Source organism: Archangium sp. (genome assembly GCF_045802675.1).
Taxonomy (GTDB): domain Bacteria; phylum Myxococcota; class Myxococcia; order Myxococcales; family Myxococcaceae; genus Archangium.
Map to the genome: position 1 here is coordinate 1 of NZ_JBJMQO010000142.1, position 20,173 is coordinate 20,173.

General features: G+C 69.7%; 14 protein-coding genes. 11 read left to right on the forward strand and 3 right to left on the reverse strand.

Features of this window, described 5'->3' with window-relative positions:
* The 3 genes from ACJ8AN_RS39395 to ACJ8AN_RS39405 all read left to right on the forward strand — a co-directional run.
* The coding region (locus ACJ8AN_RS39395; RefSeq protein WP_407760779.1) for a M4 family metallopeptidase at positions 1-1,599 on the forward strand (1,599 nt) is incomplete at its 5' end.
* A gap of 128 nt (positions 1,600-1,727) precedes the next feature.
* Positions 1,728-2,915 (forward strand): M24 family metallopeptidase, encoded by a 1,188-nt coding sequence (locus ACJ8AN_RS39400; protein ID WP_407760780.1) that lies wholly within the window; start codon positions 1,728-1,730, stop codon positions 2,913-2,915.
* Between the two features lie 16 nt (positions 2,916-2,931).
* Positions 2,932-4,434 (forward strand): cyclic nucleotide-binding domain-containing protein, encoded by a 1,503-nt coding sequence (locus tag ACJ8AN_RS39405; RefSeq protein WP_407760781.1) that lies wholly within the window; start codon positions 2,932-2,934, stop codon positions 4,432-4,434.
* Between the two features lie 68 nt (positions 4,435-4,502).
* Here ACJ8AN_RS39405 and ACJ8AN_RS39410 read toward each other — a convergent pair whose 3' ends face one another.
* Positions 4,503-5,381, reverse strand: coding sequence for a YihY/virulence factor BrkB family protein (locus tag ACJ8AN_RS39410; RefSeq protein ID WP_407760782.1), 879 nt, complete (start codon positions 5,379-5,381; stop codon positions 4,503-4,505).
* 223 nt (positions 5,382-5,604) lie between these two features.
* On the opposite strand from ACJ8AN_RS39410, the gene ACJ8AN_RS39415 reads away from it, so the two are divergent.
* A complete protein-coding gene (locus tag ACJ8AN_RS39415) occupies positions 5,605-9,690 on the forward strand; it encodes a protein kinase domain-containing protein (RefSeq protein WP_407760783.1) in 4,086 nt (1,361 codons plus the stop codon).
* On the opposite strand, the gene ACJ8AN_RS39420 is transcribed toward ACJ8AN_RS39415, so the two are convergent.
* Complete coding sequence (locus ACJ8AN_RS39420) at positions 9,635-10,444, reverse strand: MOSC domain-containing protein (RefSeq protein ID WP_407760784.1); 810 nt, start codon at positions 10,442-10,444, stop codon at positions 9,635-9,637. The genes ACJ8AN_RS39415 and ACJ8AN_RS39420 overlap by 56 nt on opposite strands.
* A gap of 287 nt (positions 10,445-10,731) precedes the next feature.
* Here ACJ8AN_RS39420 and ACJ8AN_RS39425 point away from each other — a divergent pair, with 287 nt between their 5' ends.
* From ACJ8AN_RS39425 to cysI, 7 genes are read left to right on the forward strand one after another with little or no spacing between them, the layout of a single operon-like run.
* Positions 10,732-11,469 carry a phosphoadenylyl-sulfate reductase gene (locus tag ACJ8AN_RS39425; protein WP_407760785.1) on the forward strand — a complete coding sequence of 246 codons (738 nt, stop codon included), beginning with the start codon at positions 10,732-10,734 and terminating at the stop codon, positions 11,467-11,469.
* 22 nt (positions 11,470-11,491) lie between these two features.
* Complete coding sequence (locus ACJ8AN_RS39430) at positions 11,492-12,133, forward strand: bifunctional precorrin-2 dehydrogenase/sirohydrochlorin ferrochelatase (protein ID WP_407760786.1); 642 nt, start codon at positions 11,492-11,494, stop codon at positions 12,131-12,133.
* Positions 12,130-12,933, forward strand: coding sequence for a uroporphyrinogen-III C-methyltransferase (gene cobA / locus ACJ8AN_RS39435; protein ID WP_407760787.1), 804 nt, complete (start codon positions 12,130-12,132; stop codon positions 12,931-12,933). The genes ACJ8AN_RS39430 and cobA overlap by 4 nt, the downstream gene beginning before the upstream one ends.
* Entirely contained in the window at positions 12,926-13,843 is a 918-nt protein-coding gene (gene cysD / locus ACJ8AN_RS39440; protein ID WP_407760788.1) for a sulfate adenylyltransferase subunit CysD, read from the forward strand. The genes cobA and cysD overlap by 8 nt, the downstream gene beginning before the upstream one ends.
* The gene (locus ACJ8AN_RS39445) at positions 13,843-15,501 is read left to right on the forward strand and encodes a GTP-binding protein (protein ID WP_407760789.1); all 1,659 of its coding nucleotides are present in this window, start codon (positions 13,843-13,845) and stop codon (positions 15,499-15,501) included. Before cysD ends, ACJ8AN_RS39445 begins: the two co-directional genes overlap by 1 nt.
* The gene (locus ACJ8AN_RS39450; RefSeq protein ID WP_407760790.1) at positions 15,498-17,330 is read left to right on the forward strand and encodes an assimilatory sulfite reductase (NADPH) flavoprotein subunit; all 1,833 of its coding nucleotides are present in this window, start codon (positions 15,498-15,500) and stop codon (positions 17,328-17,330) included. The genes ACJ8AN_RS39445 and ACJ8AN_RS39450 overlap by 4 nt, the downstream gene beginning before the upstream one ends.
* Before the next feature lie 12 nt (positions 17,331-17,342).
* Entirely contained in the window at positions 17,343-19,031 is a 1,689-nt protein-coding gene (gene cysI, locus ACJ8AN_RS39455) for an assimilatory sulfite reductase (NADPH) hemoprotein subunit (protein ID WP_407760791.1), read from the forward strand.
* Between the two features lie 53 nt (positions 19,032-19,084).
* Here cysI and ACJ8AN_RS39460 read toward each other — a convergent pair.
* Positions 19,085-20,173: CARDB domain-containing protein (locus ACJ8AN_RS39460; RefSeq protein ID WP_407760792.1), on the reverse strand; the 1,089-nt coding region annotated here is incomplete at its 5' end.

Sequence of the window (20,173 nt, forward strand, 5' to 3'; positions counted from 1 at the left end):
CACGTCCGCACCGCGCTCGAGAACGGCACGGCCGAGACGAAGCACACCGACTACCTCATCGACGCGAACAACGGCTCGATCCTCAAGTCGTGGGACTCGCTCCAGACCGCCGCCGCCTCCGGCACCGGCATCAGCCAGTTCAGCGGCACCGTCACCATCAACACCAACTCGGTGACCAGCGGCTGGGAGATGCGTGACGTGGCTCGCAGCATGAACTACGCCACCTACAACCTGAACCACGGCACCAGCGGCACCGGCACCATCTACACCGACGCCGACAACACCTGGGGCGATGGCGCCAACTACGTGTCGGGTGGCTCCACCACCGCGGCCAACGGCCAGACCGCCGCGGTCGACGCCCACTACGGCATCGGCAAGACGCACGACTACTACCTCAACGTCCATGCCCGTAACGGCATCGACGGCGCCGGCCGGGCGACCTACAACCGCGTGCACTACAGCTCGGCCTACGACAACGCGTTCTGGGACGACACCTGCTTCTGCATGACCTACGGCGACGGCTCGTCCTTCAAGTCGCTGGAGGCCATTGACGTGGCCGGCCACGAGATGGCGCACGGCGTGACGGCGCGCACCGCCAACCTGACCTACTCGGGTGAGTCCGGCGGCCTCAACGAGTCCATGTCCGACATCAACGGCACCATGGTGGAGTTCTACTCCCGCGGCGGCAGCGGCTCGACCATCGGCAACACCGGCGGCACCTGGACCATCGGCGAGCAGCTGGCCAGCACCCCGCTGCGCTACATGTACAAGCCGAGCAAGGACGGCGCCAGCAAGGACGCCTGGTCCAGCACGCTGGGCACCCTGGACGTGCACTACTCCAGCGGCCCGTCCAACCGCATGTTCTACTTCCTGAGCCAGGGCTCCAGCAGCACCTCGACGAGCGACTTCTACAGCTCGTACCTGCCCGCCGGCATGACGGGTGTCGGCAACGACCACGCGGCCCGCATCGCCTACAAGGCGCTGTCCACGTACATGACGTCGAGCACCAACTACTCCGCGGCTCGCACCGCGTACCTCAACGCGGCGGGCGCCCTCTACGGCACCACCAGCGCTGACTACGCCGCGGTGCAGAACGCCTTCGCGGCCATCAACGTCGGCACGGCGGCCGGTGGTGGCGGCGGCGGCGGCGGCGGCACGGCCATCGCGAACGGCGGCTTCGAGAGCGGCAACACCATCTGGACGGCGACCACGGGCGTCATCAACAACAGCGCCACCTCCGCGCACGCCGGCAGCTGGGAGGCCTACATGAACGGCTACGGCACGGCCCACACGGACACGCTGTCGCAGACGTTCACCCTGGCGACCACGGCCACCCAGCTGTGCTACTGGCTGAACATCACCACGGCGGAGACCACCACCACCTCGGCGTTCGACAAGCTCACGGTGCAGGTGAAGAACAGCGCCGGTACGGTCGTCCTCACCCAGTCCTACAGCAACCTGAACAAGAGCACCGCCTACGCCCAGAAGTGCTTCGCCGTCGGCCCGTACGCCGGTCAGTCGATCACGCTGGCCTTCACCGGCACCGAGGACTCCTCGCTGCAGACCAGCTTCTTCGTCGACGACGTGACGGTGCTGTGATTCACACCTGAGTCAGCACGCAGTCTCCTGACTCAGCAGAACGGCCGCATGGGTTCGCCCCATGCGGCCGTTTCCTTTTGCGGGGTGGATCAGGTGAGATGGCCCCTTCGCCTCGGGAGGGGGCTTGCATGATTGCGCGGAGCGAATACCTGGAGCGGATGCTGCGCCTGCGCCAACGGGTGGCCGGGGCCGGGCTCGACGCCTTCCTGGTCTCCAGCGAGGACAGCATCTACTACCTGACCGGCGTGTCGTACCGGCCGCTCGAGCGTCCCTTCTTCATCCTCGTGCGGCCCGAGGGCACGCCCGTCGTCCTGTTGGTGCCCGCGCTCGAGCAGCAGCATCTGCGCGCCGCGCCCAACGTGGACGAGGTGCTGCACTACTGGGACTACCCCGCGCCCGCCGGCCAGGGCTGGGCGGACCGGTTGCTGGAGCTGCTCGCGGGCCAGGCCCGGGTGGGCGTGGAGCCCACGCTGCCGCAGGAGATCGCCGGGCGGCTCGCGCACCTGTCGCCGCGGACGCTGCCGCTCGTCGAGGAGCTGCGCGTGGTGAAGTCACCCGCCGAGGTGGAGATGCTCCGCCACGCGGCCCGCTACTCGGACCTGGCCGTGGAGCTGCTGCTGGCGGCCTCGTACCACGGGGTGTCCGAGCTGGAGCTCTTCTCGCAGGGGCGCGCGGTGCAGCTGCGCATCATGCGCGAGCGCGGCTATGACGTGCTGACGAGCAGCGTGCTGGTGGGCAGCTGGCCCGCCCCCCTGAGCGCGCAGCCCCACGGGGTGCCCACCATCGCGGATCGCCTGGGAGACGGCCCCCACATCGCCCTGGCGCTCCTGCGCGTGAATGGCTACGCCGCCGAGTGCGAGCGCACCTACTTCCTGTCCCCGCCCGGGGCCGAGGAGAAGGCGGCGTTCGCCGCGATGATGGAGGCGCGGCGGCGGGCCTTCGCCCTGGTGCGGCCGGGGGTGCCCTGCGCGGAGCTGGACACCGCGACGCGGACCTTCCTCCAGCAGGAGGGCTACGGCGAGCGCCTGTTGCACCGCACCGGTCATGGCTTCGGGCTGGGCAACCACGAGGCGCCCTGGGTGGCCGAGGGCAGCCCGGACGTGCTGCGCGAGAACATGCTCATCAGCATCGAGCCCGGCATCTACCTGCCCGGCGTGGGGGGCATCCGTCACTCGGACACCGTGCTGGTGACGCGGGACGGGTACGAGTGCCTCACCCGCCACCCCATGGACCTGGCCTCCCTGACCATCACCGCGGGCAAGCGGTTGAGCCGCCTGAAGGGGGCGCTCGTCCGGCGCGCGGCCGGGGTGAAGTGAGGTAGAAGGCGCACCCATGCCCCGGATCGTCGGCAGCGAGGTCGTCGTCCCCAAGTCCATGTCCCCCGAGGAGCGGAGCCGGCTCACCGACTCGCTCTACGAGGTACACCGGCAGATCTTCGAGGGTGTCGAGCGCGAGGCCTTCGCCAAATACGTGGTGGAGTCCAAGGCGGACCACACGTGGATCAACCTCCACAAGAACGAGGAGGGGGAGACGGTCGGCTACTTCGCCCTGCACATCTTCGAGAAGCAGTTCGGAGGGGTGCCCACGTCCGTGTTCCGCGCGGAGGCGGGCTCGCTGCGCGCCTACCGCGGCGGTAACGCCAACGCGCTCTTCGGGCTGAAGATGGGGCTGAAGTACATGCTCGCGCGCCCGGGCCGGCGGGCCTTCTACCTGGGCTCGCTGGTGCACCCGTCCAGCTACTCGCTGTTCGCCAACTACTTCAACGAGGTGTGGCCGCGGCGCGACACCCAGATTCCGGCGGAGCTGCTGGCCTTCATGGACGAGCTGGCCACGGAGTTCGGCCTGGAGCGGGTGGCCACGGACAATCCGCTGGTGCGGCACGTGGGCTGGCGCACGCGCGAGACGGAAATGGAGCGCGAGTACTGGCTGCACTGCGACAAGCCCGCGGCGCGCTACTTCGTCGAGACCAATCCGGGCTACGTCGAGGGACACGGGCTGGTGACGGTGGTGCCCATCACCGCTTCCTCCCTGGCGGACATGCTCCGCTCCATGGGCCAGCGTAAGCTGCGCCAGCCCATCCAGGCGGCGGCGGCCCTGATGCAGAAGACGCCGCTCGGCGCCCGCCTGCTGCGCCCCGAGATACTGCGGCAGTTGCGCCGCGCGCCGCTCTTCGCCCACTTCGATGACGCCACGCTCCAGGAGCTGGCCCGGCGCTCGGAGATCGTCACCCTCCCGGGCGGCAAGTACGTCTTCCACCGCGGGGACGCCAGCGACGAGATGTACCTGCTCGCCAGCGGCGCGGTCTTCGTGCTGGCCGAGGGCGGCGAGCGCGAGAAGGTGGTGGACGAGCTGGGCAGCGGTTCGCTCTTCGGGGAGATCGCCATGATCGCCGGCGAGCGCCGCTCCGCCTCCATCCGCACCGCCACCGCCTCCATGCTGGTGCGCATCCCCCGCACGGCGCTGTTGCCGCTGATGGAGGCCAACGCCAACCTGCGCCAGGGCGTGTGGCAGCGCTTCGCCGAGCGCCGCTTCGATGACCTGGTGCGCGGGCACGACCGTTACGGGCACCTCGGGCGCAAGGGCCGGCTCGCCTGGGTCCAGCGCGGCGAGCACCGGGTGCTGGCGGCGCAGGAGACGCTCGCCCTCGAGCCCGGCACCCACCTGTTCGTGCTCTCGGGCGTGCTGGAGGTGGAGCACGAGGGGCTGTGGGTGACGGCGCGCGGCTCGATGCTCCTGGAGGTGACCCGGCCCCTGCGCGTGCGGGCCCAGGAGGCCACGCGCCTCATCCTGCTGCCGCGCGAGGCCGCGCCGGAGTCGCTGCGCGCCGCGAAGTAGGGAGCCCGTTCTCCAAGGCTCGTTTCGGAAGTCGCATCGCAGTCCCGCGGGCAGCCCCCTCCGCCCTGTCACGACGGGGCCGGATCCTGACGCGCGCGGCTGCCGTGGTGCCGGGCGTAGACCTGGGTGAACTCCGCGCCCAGGAACAGGATTTGCGCCGAGTAGTAGACCCAGATGAGCACCACCGCCAGCGAGCCCGCCGCGCCGTAGCTCGACGCCACGGTGCTCCGGCCCAGGTACAGGCCGATGCCGAACTTGCCCAGGCTGAAGAGCAGGGACGTCACCGCCGCCCCGAGCCACACGTCCTTCCAGTCCACGTGCGTGTCCGGCAGCAGCTTGTACATCATCGCGAACAGCACGGTGATGACGGCGAAGGAGATGAGCAGGTTGAGCCCCTGCCACAGCAGCGCCCAGCCGGGGAACAGGTGATCGAAGTACGCGCCAATGCCCGACAGCGCGGCGCTCACCACCAGCGACACGAGCAGCAGGAAGCCAATCACCAGCACCATCGCGAACGACAGGAAGCGGCTGCGCAGGAAGTTCAGCACGCCGTTGCGCGGCCTCGGTTGCACGTGCCAGATGTGGTTGAGCGCGTCCTGCAACTGCACGAACACGCCCGTCGCTCCGAAGATGAGCGCGATCACTCCCAGCGCCGTCGCGAGGATTCCGGAGCTCGGCTTGCGGGCGCTGATCATCATCTGCGCGATGACCTCGGCTCCGCTCGTGCCCACCAGCTCCTGCAACTGGGTCTGTATCTGTCCTCGCGCTGCTTCTTCGCCGAAGGCCATGCCGGCCACGCTCACGGCGATGACGAGCACCGGCGCGATGGAGAACATCGTGTAGTAGGAGAGCGAGGCCGCGAACGTTGGCGCCTTGTCCTCGTTCCACTCCGAAAAGGCTTTCTTGAAGAGCTGGAAGGTATTTCGAGCGCGAACCGCAACGGTCATGCCAGAGGGAAGAGCACGTGGCGTGCCAGCCTCTGGGCGCCGCGCCCGGGCCTCGAATCCGAGGGAAACGCGAGCCCGGTGACAGCCCGGCTTCCGGAAGGCAGGTCATTCTTACAGCCCTCTTGGGAAGCGGGCATGCCATTGCCCCAGGGTCGCTGATTCCGGCTCCCCGGCTCGGGGTTACCCATGAGGAGGGTTCGCGTGGAGACCCCGGGGACGAGCGATGCGTGAACAAGACAACCAGGAGGGCGAGCGATCGGACGTGCCTCGGCCCGAGGGCTTCGTCCCCGAGGACAGTGAGGACTTCGACGACTCCTTCCTGCGCGAGGTGGCGCGCACGGAGGTGCCGCTCCGGGTGCCCCTGATTGGAACCCGGATGGGCGGACGGGAAGGGCAGCGCTTCGAGATCCTCGAGGAACTGGGCGCAGGCGGGATGGGCCGCGTCTTCCGCGCCAGGGATTGCGAGCTGCGGCGCGAGGTGGCCCTCAAGTTCCTGTTGGCCCGGAGCGCGCGAGCCGGGTCGCTGTCGAGCGCTCGGTTGATGGAGGAGGCCCGGGCCATCGCCGGGTTGGATCACGAGAACATCGTCCGGCTCTTCGATGTGTCCGAGTGGGGAGGCACGCCCTGGGAGCCCTGGGTTCCCTTCCTGGTGATGGAGTGCCTGGAGGGAGAGTCCCTGGCGTCCCTGCTGCGCCGCGAGCGGCCAGGGCTCCGGCGGGCTTTGGAGATCCTCGGCGCCGTGGCCACGGGGCTGGCCCATGCCCATGTGCACCACCTCGTCCACCGCGACCTCAAGCCGAGCAATGTGTTCATCACCCGGGAGGGAAGGGTGAAGCTGCTCGACTTCGGCCTGGCGCACCTGGTGTCGGCCGAGTCCCCGCTCGTGCCCCACCTGCCCACGGCGGGAACGCCCGCGTACATGGCTCCGGAGCAGTGGCGCGGAGAGGAGCAGGATGCCCGGACCGACCTGTGGGCCGTGGGCGTCGTGGCGTACGAGCTGCTCACCGGCGAGCTGCCCTATCCCTTCACCTCGCTCCAGGAATTGCGCGAGCGCGTGACGTCCGCCGAGCCCGTGCCTTCCGTGCGTGAGCGCGTCCCGGAACTGCCCGAGGAGGTGGAGCGGCTCGTGGGTGAGTTGTTGCTCAAGGCGCCCGAGCAGCGTCCGGGCAGTGCGTCCGAATTGCGCGAGCGGCTGCGCCGGTTGGAGGAGGCTGTCGGGCCCTGGCGCGAGACGCCCCGGCTCGTGGCGCCCCAGCGCCGGCAGGTGACGCTGGTGTCCTGCTGGCTCGCGAGGCCTTTCAACGCGGCGGAGCCGAGGGACCCCGAGGATGCCAGCGAGCGGCAGGCCGCCTTCCATCGGCGCTGCGCGGACATCATCCAGCGGCACGAGGGCGTCATTGCCCTCTCGGTGGGTGACGAGGTGCTCGCGTGCTTCGGCCATCCCTCGGCCCACGAGGACGACTCGGAGCGGGCGGTGCGTGCGGCGCTTCAGTTGACCACTTCAGGGCTCGCGGTGGAGGTGGGCATCCACACGGACACGGTGGTGTTCGATGCGCTCCCATCGGAGGAACTGGGGCGTATGCCCACGCTCCAGGGCGAGGCTCCCCGCATGGCCGCGGCGTTGGCGCGACAGGCCGGGCCCGGTGCGGTGGTGCTCGGAAGGACCACGTGGAAGCTCGTGCGAGGTGTCTTCGAGCTGGAGCCTCTCGGCGGCCCTCCGGCGGAGGCGTACCGCGTACTGCGCGAGCGGCAAACCGTGTCACGCTTCGAGCGGGCACTCGCGGCGGGAAGCCTCTCACCGCTGGTGGGGCGTGAGCACGAGCTGGCGCGGTTGTCTGGCTTGTGGGCGCAGGCGCGGCAGGGGCAGGGCGCGTGTGTTCTGATTCGTGGCGAGGCTGGTATCGGCAAGTCCCGCCTCATCCAGGAATTGCGCGAGCGGGTGTCTCCAGCATCGAGTCACCTCCTGCTCTGCCAGTGCTGGGAGCCCCTCCGCAACAGCGCCTTCCATCCCATCCTCGAGCTGCTGCGGCGGCTCGGTCCGCTCCCGGAACAGGGGCCGGAGATCGCTGCGCTCCTCGCCGCGCCCGAGGCGGGGGATGCCTCCTCCGTGCTGGCCGTGCTGGAGCACCAGAAGGAGCGCAAGCGGAAGGTGCTCGAGGCGTTGCGGCGCCTGTTCGTGCGGATGGCGGAGGAGCAACCGGTATTGCTCGTCATCGAGGACCTGCACTGGGCGGATCCCTCCACGCAGGAGCTGCTCGGGCTGTTGGCCGAGGACGTCACGCGGGCGCGGCTCCTCGTCGTCCTCAGTGCCCGCCCCGAGTTCCGTCCCGCCTGGCCGCCCTCTGCGGGCTTGCACCGGCTCGTGCTCGAGCGGCTGCCAGCGGAGTCCGCGGCGGCCCTGGTGCGGGAGGTGGATGGGGGCACGAGCCTGCCAGAGGAGACGGTGCGGCAGCTCGTGGCGAAGACGGACGGCATCCCGCTCTTCGTGGAGGAGATGACGCGCATGGTGCTCGAGCGGTCTGGCCCGGCGCCCCTGTCCACCATCCCCGTCACCCTGCACGAGCTGCTGCTGTCCCGGCTGGATGCGCTCCCATCCCGGCGGAAATCCCTGGCACAGCTCTGCGCCGTGGTGGGGCGCGGCTTCAGTCAGGCGCTGATCTCCCGGCTCCTGGTGCGCGACGAGTCCCTGCTCCAGGAGGACTTCCTGGGGCTCGTCTCCGCGGGGCTGTTGCAGCGGCAGTGGGAGGAGTCCGGCGGGTCCGAGCAGTACCAGTTCCGCCACGCCCTCATCCAGGAGGTGGCCTATCAGTCCCTCCCACGCGGCCTGCGGCGGCAGCACCACCGGCGCGTGGCCCAGGCCCTGGTGGAGGGATTCCCAGACGTGGCGGAGAGCCGGCCCGAGGTGCTCGCCTATCACTACACGGAGGCGGGGGAGATCGGGCCCGCCATCCGCTCCTGGGAGCACGCGGTGCGGCTCGCCGTCCTACGTGCCGCCAATCTGGAGGCGCTCTCTCATGTGAAGCAGGCGCTGACACTGTTACGCAGCCTCCCCGAGGACGTGGGACGCGCCGGGAGGGAGCTGCGCCTTCTGAGTGCTCTCGGCTTCCTGTTGATGGGCACCCAGGGCTACGGTTCTCCCGAGATAGAGCAGACCTATGCCCGCGCCCTGGAGTTGTTCCACCTGGGGGAGGCTGTGCTTCCAGAGATCGATCCGCTGTGGGCGGGGTTGGGCTCCTATTACACCGTGGTGGCGAGGTTCGAGGCGGCGCACGAGTTGGTCCAGCGGATGCTGGCGTTGGGCCGGCGGGGAAACCATCAGCGGCTGATCGCCACGGGCTATCGGATTGAAGCGTATCTCTACCTCTACCAAGGAGAACTCGAGAGGGCGCTGGAGTCTCGCGATAAGGCAGTACGGCTCGCGGGCCCCCGGATCGATATGCACGGGGCCCTCATCGAGCACCTCTGGAGCAATGAGAGGGTGGAAGACCTCTTGATTCCTTGCATCGTCCACCTGCTTCAGGCCCGGTCGCGGGAGTCCCGGCGTTTCTTTGACGAGATCCGCGAAGAGCTCCAGGGGCCGGTCCCTCCCGCTACCCGGGGCGTCGGGTCCCTTTATCTGGCCATGGTCAGTCAGGCCCGGGGCGATGTGTCGGGCGCTCTGCGATGGGCGGAGTCATGCGTTCAGCGGTGGGTCGAGGAGAGCCCGGAAGTCGCCGCTGGGAGCGTGTTCCAGCCGCTGTTGGCCATGGCCCGGGGCCTCCAGGGATGGGCCCTGGCCAGGTCGGGGCGGACATGGGAAGGGCTGGAGCTCCTGCACAACGGCATCGGACTGATGCGGCGGATGAACGCCAGGGTCTTCATGCCCCAATTCCTGCATCTGCTCGCGGACGTGTGCTGGATGCAGGGGCAGGTGGAGGAGGGATTGGCCGCGGTGGGAGAGGGATTGGAGATTGTCGAACGGACGGGCGCGCGTCTGATGGAGGCCGAGCTGCACCGGCTCCAGGGCGAGCTGCTGCGAGTGGCCGGACAGGAGGACGACGCGAGGCTCAGCCTGCTCCGAGCCGCCGCCGTCGCCCACTGGCAGCGCTCCTGGCTCTTCGAGCTGCGCGCACGCGTGGCCCTGGCGCGGCAACTGCGAGACACGGGACACCCGGAGGCGGCCCGGTGCAGGCTCGCGCGGTTGTGCGGCCGGTTCGCTCCGGACCTCGACCTGCCGGAGCTCCAGGAGGCGCGCGCGCTGCTCGACGCGCTGACTACTCCAGCACCTCCACCGCATCACCCACACGCAACTCCCCCGAGCGGCGGATGAGCACGTTCTGACCGAACATCACCCCCTTGCCCGGAAGGATGCGCCGGTACGTGGTGAGCGTGCGCAGTGGCTCCTGCGCGGGATCGGCCTTGGCCGTCTCGGGGTCCACCGTGGTGAAGACGCAGCGCGCGCACGGCTTGACGACTTCCAGCTCCACCGTGCCGATGCGCAGCCGCTTCCAACCGTCCTCGGCGAAGGCGCCGCAGCCGTTCACCACGAGGTTGGGACGGAAGCGCGTCATCGGCACGGGCGTGGCCAGGCGCTGGTTGAGGTCCGCCAGCGAGGCCTCGGAGATGAGCAGCAGCGGGTAGCCATCCGGGAAGGCCACCCGGTCCTCCGGGCGGGCGTACTTTGGATCCACCGGGCGCTGCGTCCGCTCGTCCATGTGCACGAGCAGCGTGGGCTGGCCGAGGTACTCCGAGAGCCACCGGTCCGCGTCGCCGTTCGCCCGCGCGGCCGAGCAGGTGTCATTCCAGACGGTGACGTCGAGGCGGGGCGCGCTCGCGACGGGTGGCACGGGTACCTCGAGGTCCGGCATGCCCGGCGCCGACAGCCTCAGCCCCGAGGGCCCCGGCACCGCTCGCACGCGCACGAGCGCTGGCAGCTCGCGGCCCGTCATGAAGGAGCCGTCCGGGCGCACCGCCAGCCATCGGCGGTCATACTGGATTCCGAGTGGCTCCACCGTGGCGTGCGTCAGCGGGAGCCCCGCGCTCGACTTCAGGGGATAGATGGTGAGAGAGGTGAGGGTCGGCACGGGGCCCCTTCTGCCTCATCCCCGCTCGCACTGCACCCACCCAGGGGAGCGGCCATCGGGGGGCATCCGCCATATTGGCACTCCGTCCACCTTGACGGATGGAGCCATCCAGGGTTACTAGTAGCTCCACGATGACGCTCCACCCTCCGACAGCCGCCGCGATGCAGATGCGCTCCCGCTGCCGGACGTGTCGCGTGTGACAGACCCTCCTCGAACTGCGCAGCTCCTCGCAGGCGTGGCCCGCCCTCGTCATGAGGTGGCGGGCCGTTTTCTTTCACGGAATCACCATGTCCGCGTCTTCTTCGTTGTCCCTCGCTGTCTCGCCGGAAGAGCTGGGTGCCGCCTCGCGCGAGCTGCTCGAGGCCTCCGCCGAGGAGGTGCTCGCCTGGGTCGAGCGGCGCTTCGGCGCGCGAGCGGCCATCGCCTCCAGCTTCGGCGCCGAGGACATGGTCCTCATTGATCTCGCCCGCGCGCACGCTCCGAGCGTGCGCCACTTCACGCTCGATACGGGCCGGCTGCCTCCAGAGACCTACGAGCTGATGGACGTGGTGCGCCGCCGCTACGGCGTGGAGATCGAGACGTACTTCCCGGACCGCGCGCGCGTCGAGCAGCTCCAGTCCACGAAGGGTTACTTCTCCTTCAAGCAGAGCATCGAGGCGCGCAAGGAGTGCTGCGGCATCCGCAAGGTGGAGCCGCTCGGCCGGGCGCTCGCCGGGCGTGAGGCCTGGGTCACGGGTCTGCGCCGCGAGCAGGCCGTCACCCGCGCGGCGGTGCAGGCCGTGGAGACGGATGTGGACCACGGGCTCATCAAGGTGAATCCGCTCGTGCGGTGGAGTGGCCCCGAGGTGTGGGCGTACATCAAGGCGAAGGGCGTGCCGTACAACGCGCTGCACGACCGCGGCTATCCGTCCATCGGGTGCGCACCGTGCACACGCGCGGTGAAGCCCTACGACGACGAGCGCTCCGGCCGCTGGTGGTGGGAGTCGCCCGAGAACCGGGAGTGCGGGCTGCACGTCCGCCGCTAGCCACACGCCTCGGGCCTCCGTCATGAGCTCTCACGTGGACTTCCCCGTCTGTCTCCGCCTCCAGGGCAAGCGCGTCCTGCTGGTCGGGGCTGGCAACATCGCGGACGAGCGGGGCCAGCAGCTCGTCGAGGCGGGGGCCCGGGTGCGCGTGGTGGCGCCCGTCGTCAGTGCCAGCCTCCGCCGTCTCTCGGACGAGGGCCGGCTGGAGCTGTGCGAGCGCCCCTATGCGCTCGGGGACGTGCACGGGCACCACCTCGTGTTCGTGGCCACGGATGACCGGCGGGTGAGCGAGGCGGTGGCAGAGGAGGCGCGCGCGCTCGGCATCTGGGTGAACGCGGCGGACATCCCCGAGCTGTGCGACTTCACGCTGCCCTCGGTGGGGCGGCGCGGTCCCATCGTGGTGGCGGTGTCCACGTCCGGGCAGGCCCCCGCGCTGGCCCGGCAGCTGCGGAAGCGGTTCCTGGAGCAGGTGGAGCCCGGGCACGTGCAGCTGGCCCGGCTCACGGGGTGGTTGCGCAAGCGGCTGCCGCGCGGCGCCGAGCGGATGCGGCTGCTCAAGGAGTTGGTGGAGGGCGAGGCGGGGCAGTTGATGGCGCGAGGTGAGCGCCGGGCCGCGTGGGCCCAGGTGCGTTCCGCGCTGGAGAGTTTTGGAGAGAAGCGATGAGCAAGCAGTACGTCAACGGCAAGGTCTACCTGGTGGGCGCCGGGCCTGGAGATCCCGGGCTGCTCACGATCCGAGCGGCACAGTTGCTCGCGAGCGCGGACACGGTGGTCTACGACCGCCTCATCCACCCCGAGGTGTTGAAGCACGCGCGGCCCCGCGCCCGGTTGTTGTTCGTCGGCAAGGAGGGCGGGGGAGAGTCGGTGGCGCAGGAGGAGATCAACGCGCTGCTCGTCTCGCAGGCGCGGCTCGGGCGTTCGGTGGTGCGGCTCAAGGGTGGAGACCCGTTCGTCTTCGGCCGTGGCGGTGAAGAGGCGCTCGCGCTGGAGGAGGCGGGCATCTCGTACGAGGTGGTGCCGGGCGTCTCCAGCGGCGTGGCGGCTCCAGCGGCGGCGGGCATTCCCGTGACGCACCGGGGCGTGTCGGGCTCGGTGACGTTCGCCACCGCGTACCGGGCGGGGAAGGCGCCGGACTGGGTGCACCTGGCCGGGGCGGAGACGCTCGTGCTGTTCATGGCGGGCCACCGGCTGGACGAGGCGACGCTGGCGCTCATCGCCGCGGGCCGTGCTCCGGCGACTCCGGCGGCCATCGTGGAGGCGGGCACCTGGGAGCATCAGCGCGTCATCGAGGGCTCGCTCGCGGACATCGCCGCGCGCGCCCGTGAGGCCGCCGTCGGCTCACCGGCCCTGGTGGTGGTGGGCGAAGTCGTCTCCCTGCGCTCCCAGCTCCGCTCGCTGGTGCGGTCGCAACCCGTCGTTTCCGAGCGCGAGCGGTTCCTGAAGGCGGAGGCTGGCCATGAGTGAGACCCTGTCCGCACGACTCTCCCACCTCGCGGTGCTCGAGGCGGAGAGCATCCACATCATCCGCGAGACGGCGGCCGAGTTCGCCAACCCGGTGATGCTCTACAGCATCGGCAAGGACTCGCAGGTGCTGCTGCACCTGGCGCGCAAGGCCTTCCATCCCGCGCCCCTGCCGTTCCCGCTGATGCACGTGGACACCACGTGGAAGTTCCGGGACATGTACACGTTCCGCGACACCTTCATGGCGAAGCACGGGCTGAAGCTGCTGGTGAAGCAGAACACGAAGGCGCTCGCCGAGGGCATCAACCCCTTCGACCATGGCAGCCAGAAGTACACGCACGCCATGAAGACGCAGGCGCTGCTCGAGGGGCTCGCGGAGAACGGCTTCGACGCGGCCTTCGGTGGCGCCCGGCGCGACGAGGAGAAGTCCCGCGCCAAGGAGCGCGTGTACTCGTTCCGCGATCGCCATGGGCAGTGGGAGCCGCGCAAGCAGCGCCCCGAGCTGTGGAACCTCTACAACGGGAAGGTCGACGCGGGTGAGAGCATGCGCGTCTTCCCGCTCTCCAACTGGACCGAGCTCGACGTCTGGCACTACATCCTCAAGGAGCGCATCCCGGTGGTCCCGCTGTACTTCGCCGCCGAGCGCCCGGTGGTGAACCGGAGCGGCCAGTGGATCATGGTGGATGACGAGCGCATGCGCCTGCGGCCGGGCGAGCGTCCCGTGCAGAAGCGGGTGCGGTTCCGCACGCTGGGGTGTTACCCGCTCAGTGGTGCGCTCGAGTCCTCCGCCACCACCGTCGAGGACATCATCACCGAGATGCAGGAGGCCCGCGTGTCCGAGCGCCAGGGCCGCATGATCGATCACGACGAAGAAGGCTCGATGGAGCTCAAGAAGCGCGAGGGGTATTTCTAATGACCGCCGCACTGCAGCTTCAGGACCAGAAAGACCTCCCGGGGTTCCTCGCCGGGCACTACGAGAAGGAGCTGCTCCGGCTGGTGGTGGTGGGCTCGGTGGACGATGGAAAGTCCACGCTGATCGGCCGGCTCCTCTACGAGTGCAATGGCCTCTTCGAGGACCAGGTGGCCGCGGTGAAGCGCGCCAGCGCGGGCGAGGAGATCGACTTCTCGCTCTTCACGGATGGGCTCCGCGCCGAGCGCGAGCAGGGCATCACCATCGACGTGGCGTACCGCTACTTCTCCACGCGCCGGCGCAAGGTGATCGTCGCCGACACGCCGGGACACATCCAGTACACGCGCAACATGGCCACCGGCGCCTCCACGGCCGACGCGGCGGTCATCCTCGTGGACGCGCGCCTGGGCATCCTCCCGCAGACGCGCCGGCATGCGTACATCGCCTCGCTGCTGGGGATTCCCTACCTCGCGGTGTCCATCAACAAGATGGACCTGATGGACTTCGATCCCGCCGTGTTCGAGCGCCTGTCGACGGAGTTCGACGCGTTCGCCCGCACGCTCGGCTTCGAGCAGGTCCGCTACTTCCCCATCAGTGCGCGGGGCGGCGACAACATCACCGTGCCGAGCGCCCGCACGCCGTGGCACGACGGTGAGACGCTGCTCGGGTGGCTGGAGTCGCTGCCGCACCAGCGCCGGCTGGATGGCGCGACCTTCCGCTTCCCCGTCCAGTACGTGCTGCGGCCGAACCTGGACTACCGCGGGTTCGCCGGGCAGATCGCCTCGGGCACCGTGCGCGTGGGCGACGAGGTCGTCGTCCTCCCCTCCAAGCGGCGCACGCACATCGCGGCCATCGACACCTTCGATGGCAGCCTCGTCGAGGCCAGCGCTCCGTCGTCGGTGACGCTGCGTCTGGCGGACGAGGTGGACGTCAGCCGGGGAGACCTCATCGCGCACCCCGAGGCCCCTCCGGTGGCGCTCCAGGAGCTGGAGGCGATGCTGGTGTGGTTCGGCGAGGAGCGCCTGGACACCTCGCGCCGCTACCTCGTGAAGCACACCTCGAAGTACGTGCCGGCCCACGTCGAGCAGGTGCTCTGGCGCAAGGACCTGGAGGCACTCTCCGAGGTGCCCGCCGAGTCCCTGTCGCTCAATGACATCGGCAAGGTGCGGCTCGTCTGCAAGCGCCCGCTGATCTGCGACCCGTACCAGGACAACCGGAAGACGGGCGCGTTCATCGTCGTCGACCCGCTCACCAACGACACGGTCGCGGCGGGCATGATTCTGGGCGCCGCGGGCGGCGGGGACGGCCAGGAGGTGAAGTCCCTCATCTCCGCCGGGGAGCGTCGTGCGCGCCTCGGACAGTCCGGCGCCGTCATCCTCCTGACGGGCACTTCGGAGGTTCGCGAGTCCGCGCAGCGCCTGGAGCGCGCCCTGTTCGACCAGGGCCGGCATGTGGTCACCGTCCGTGGTGATGCCGAGACGGCCCTCGCGTTGGCCGGGGCCGGGCTGCTCGCCATCCTCTACACCCCCGTTCCGCAGGCGCGGCTGGGGCTGCGGGCTCAGCTCCGCGGTGCTGGCATCCCCTCGCTGGAGCTGGATCCCTCCCACGACCTGGAGCGCCAGGTGAAGCAGGTCCTGGACGCGCAGGAGACGACTCCGTGACTTCCCCCGTGATTCCCTCCGCCATCCCCAGCCTGGCCACGCCGCTCGGCGAGGAGAAGGGCGCGCAATTGCAGCGCCTGATCGAGGGTCTCGACTCCGCGTCGCTCACGTGGCTGAGCGGCTACTTCGCGGGGCTCGCGGCCCGGCAGCTCCCGGGTGCCCTCGCTGCTCCCCAGCAGCCGGCGGCGGCGGTGCAGGCCGCGCCCCAGGGCTCGCTCACCATCATCTACGGCACCCAGACGGGCAACAGCCGCACGCTCGCCGAGCGCCTGAAGCAGCGGGCCGAGGCCGCCGGGCTCGCCGTGCGCACCGTGCGCGCCAGCGAGTACTCCACGCGCGACCTGAAGAACGAGCGGTTCCTGTACGTGGTGATCAGCACCCAGGGCGATGGAGATCCGCCGGATGACGCGCGCGGCTTCTACGAGTTCGTGCTGAGCAAGCGGGCTCCGGCGCTCTCGCAGCTGCGCTTCGCGGTGCTGGGGCTGGGCGACTCGAGCTACCCCAAGTTCTGTGAGACCGGCCGGGTGCTCGACGAGCGCCTCGCCGGGCTCGGGGCCACGCGGCTGTTCGCGCGCGGCGAGTGCGACGTGGACTTCGAGCCCGTGGCCGAGCCGTGGTTGGGCCAGGCCCTGGAGCGCGCGAAGACGGAGCTGGAGCCGCAGACCTCGCTGGCCACGGTGACGCCGCTGCGCAGCGTCCAGGTGCCGCCCACCTTCAGCAAGGAGAACCCCTATCCGGCCCAGGTGCTCGCCAACCAGCGCATCACCGGCCGCGGCGCCCTCAAGGACGTGCGCCATGTGGAGTTCTCGCTGGAGGGCTCGGGCCTCACCTACGCGCCGGGCGATGCGCTCGGCGTGGTGCCGCGCAATCCACCGGAGCTGGTCGCGGCGGTGCTCTCCGAGCTGAAGCTCGAGGGCGCCACCGAGGTCACGCGCGAGGGGCGCATCCTGCCGCTGAAGCGGTGGCTGTCGGAGGGCGTGGAGATCACCCGCCTGAGCCGTCCCTTCCTGGCGAGCCACGCCGCGCGCGCGGGCAACGCGGAGCTCCAGCGCCTGCTCACGCCCGAGGGCGCCGAGGCCCTGCGTGCGCTGCTCGCGAGCCATCAGGTCATCGATCTGCTCCGCAAGTACCCCGCCGCGTGGAGCGCGGAGGAGCTGGTGGGAGCGCTGCGCCGCCTGACGCCGAGGCTGTACTCGATCGCCTCCAGCCAGAAGCGGGTAGGGGAGGAGGTCCACCTCACCGTGGGCCTGGTGGAGTGGGAGGCCTTCGGCACGCGCCACGTGGGCGCCGCCTCGAGCTACCTGGCGACGCGCGAGGCGGGCCAGGACCTCGTGGACGTCTTCATCGAGGCCAACGAGCGGTTCCGGCTCCCCAAGGACGCGAGCCGCGACGTCATCATGATCGGCCCTGGCACGGGCGTGGCGCCATTCCGCGCCTTCGTGCAGGAGCGCGCGGAGACCGGGGCGAGCGGCCGCAACTGGCTCTTCTTCGGCGAGCAGCGCTTCCGCACCCAGTTCCTCTACCAGACCGAGTGGCAGGAGGCCGTGAAGAAGGGCGAGCTGCACCGGATCGACCTGGCCTTCTCGCGAGACCAGGGCCAGAAGGTCTACGTGCAGAACCGCCTGCTGGAGAAGGGCCGCGAGGTGTACGCGTGGCTCGAGGGCGGCGCGCACCTGTACGTCTGCGGCGATGCCACGCGCATGGCTCCGGACGTCCACAACGCCCTGATCGACATCGTCGCGACCCACGGCGGCAAGAGCCCCGAGGACGCCAAGGCCTACCTCGAATCCCTGCGCGAGCAGCAGCGCTACCAGCGCGACGTCTACTGAGCGAGAGACACCATGAGCGGCACCCAGAATCCGAAGACCCCGGCCCTCTCCGAGGTGGAGCACATCAAGGCGCGCAGCCGCCTGCTGCGTGGCACCCTGGTCGAGAGCCTCGCGGATCCGCTCACGGGTGCCATCGCCCCGGCGGACACCCAGCTCATCAAGTTCCACGGCAGCTACCAGCAGGACGACCGGGACATCCGCGAGGAGCGCCGCCAGCAGAAGCTCGAGCCGGCCTACAGCTTCATGATCCGCACCCGCCTGCCGGGCGGCATGTGCACGCCAAAGCAGTGGCTCGCCCTGGACGAGCTGGCGCGCACCCACGCCAACGGGACGCTGCGGCTCACCACGCGCCAGGCCTTCCAGCTCCACGGCGTCATCAAGACGGACCTCAAGCGCACCATCGCGGGCATCAACGCCACGCTGCTCGACACCATCGCCGCGTGCGGTGACGTCAACCGCAACGTGATGTGCAATCCCAACCCGGTGGAGTCTCGCGCCCACGAGACCGTGCACCAGTGGTCCGTCCGCCTCTCCGAGCACCTGCGCCCGAAGACGCGCGCCTACCACGAGATCTGGCTGGACGAGGAGAAGGTCGCGGGCACCGAGGAGGAGGAGACCATCTACGGCCCCACCTACCTGCCCCGGAAGTTCAAGGTGGGCATCGTCGTTCCGCCCCTCAATGACGTGGATGTCTTCTCGCAGGACCTGGGCTTCATCGCCATCCTTGAGAAGGGCGAGGTGGTGGGCTTCAACGTCGTCGTCGGCGGAGGCATGGGCGCCTCGCACGGGGACAACGCCACCTTCCCCCGGCTCGCGGACGTGATTGGCTTCATCCGCCCCGAGCAACTGCTCGAGGTCGCGGAGCACGTGGTGAAGGTGCAGCGGGACTTCGGAGACCGCACCAACCGCAAGCACGCGCGCCTGAAGTACACCATCGAGGACCGGGGCATCGCCTGGTTCGTCGGCGAGCTGGAGAAGCGGCTCGGCTATTCCTTGCAGCCCACGCGCCCGGTCGTCTTCGAGCACAACGGAGACCGCTTCGGGTGGATTCAGGGCCACGATGGGCGCTGGAGCCTGACGCTGTTCATCGAGAGCGGCCGGGTGGCGGACCGCGAGGGACTGCGGCTCCTGACGGGCCTGCGGGAAGTGGCCAAGGTGCACAAGGGCGACTTCCGGCTCACGCCGAACCAGAACCTGATCCTCGCGGGGATTGCTTCCGAGGACCGGCCGGTCATCGAGGCCCTGCTGGAGACGCACGGCATCACCGGCACGCAGCGCGCGAGCCCCCTGCGCAAGAACGCGCTCGCCTGCGTGGCCCTGCCCACATGCGCCCTGGCCATGGCGGAGGCCGAGCGCTACCTGCCGGACTTCGCGGGGCTGCTGGAGAAGCAGTTGGCGGCGCACGGGCTGGAGAAGGAAAACATCCACCTGCGCATCACCGGCTGCCCGAACGGGTGCGCCCGGCCCTACCTCGCGGAGATCGCGCTCGTGGGCAAGGCTCCTGGCCGCTACAACCTGTTCCTGGGTGGCGACAAGCAGGGCCAGCGCCTCAACCGGCTGTACCGCGAGAACATCGACGAGGCGGGCATCCTGGCGGCATTGGAGCCCCTGTTCGCCGCCTACGCGCGAGACCGGCTCCCCAGCGAGGGCTTCGGGGACTTCACCGTGCGCACGGGCCACGTCGGCGCGCCCAAGGCCTGAGCCGTTGAAGGCTCGGCCTCGGGCGCTGGCCACGCCCGGGACTCCTGGGTGTCTCAGGGCTTCACGGACATGATGTTGCCGGCGAGGGTGTTGTTGTCCTCGATGAGCTCGGGGCGGTAGTTGCCCGGGTCGGCGGCGGCGCCCAGGTACCAATTGCCAGAGCTGGGTACCCAGGCGTAGGCGGACATGGAGAGCGTCTGGCACTGGCCCGGGTTGAGGAAGCTGGTGGACGTGCGGCCCAGGGGCTGATCCGTGATCGGGCCTGAAGTCGTGGGGGGGGTGATGGTGGCGTCGGAGGAGAAGTAGAGCTCCACGTCGGTGGAGTCACCCTGGGTGCCCTGGTTGCACACCGTGACGGAGGCAGTGAACTGCTGGCTGGGCGTGGCACTGGCGGGACCCGTCACGGACTTGATGATGAAGTCGGCCTTGTTGCCCACGCCCATGCGCGTGCCGGCCAGGGTGTTGTTGTCCTCGATGAATTCGGGACGGGAGTTGCTCGGGTCGGCGGCAGCGCCCAGGTACCAGGCCCCCTCGGAAGGCACCCAGGCGGAGGTGGACATGGAGAGTGTCTGGCATTGGCCCGGATTGAGGAAGCTGGTGGGCATACGGCCCAGGGGCTGATCCGTGGTCGGGCCTGGAGTCGTGGTGGGGGTGATGGTGGCGTCGGAGGAGAGGTAGAGCTCCACGTCGGTGGAATCCGCCTGGGTGCCCTGGTTGCACACCATCACCGAGGCAGTGAACTGCTGGCCGGACATGACACTGGCGGGACCCGTTACGGACTTGATGATGAAGTCGGCCTTGCTGCCCACCCCCATGCGCGTGCCGGCGAGGGTGTTGTTGTCCTCGATGAATTCGGGGCGGGAGTTGCTCGGATCGGCGGCGGCACCCAGGTACCAGGCCCCTTCCGAGGGAGTCCAGGCGGAGGTGGACATGGAGAGCGTCTGGCATTGACCCGGGCTGAGGAAGCTGGTGGGCATACGGCCCAGGGGCTGATCCGTGGCCGGGCCCGGAGTCGTGGGGGGGGTGATGGTGGCGTCGGAGGAGAAGTAGAGCTCCACGTCGGTGGAGTCACTCTGGGTGCCCTGGTTGCACACCGTCACGGAGGCAGTGAACTGCTGGCCGGACATGACACTGGCGGGTCC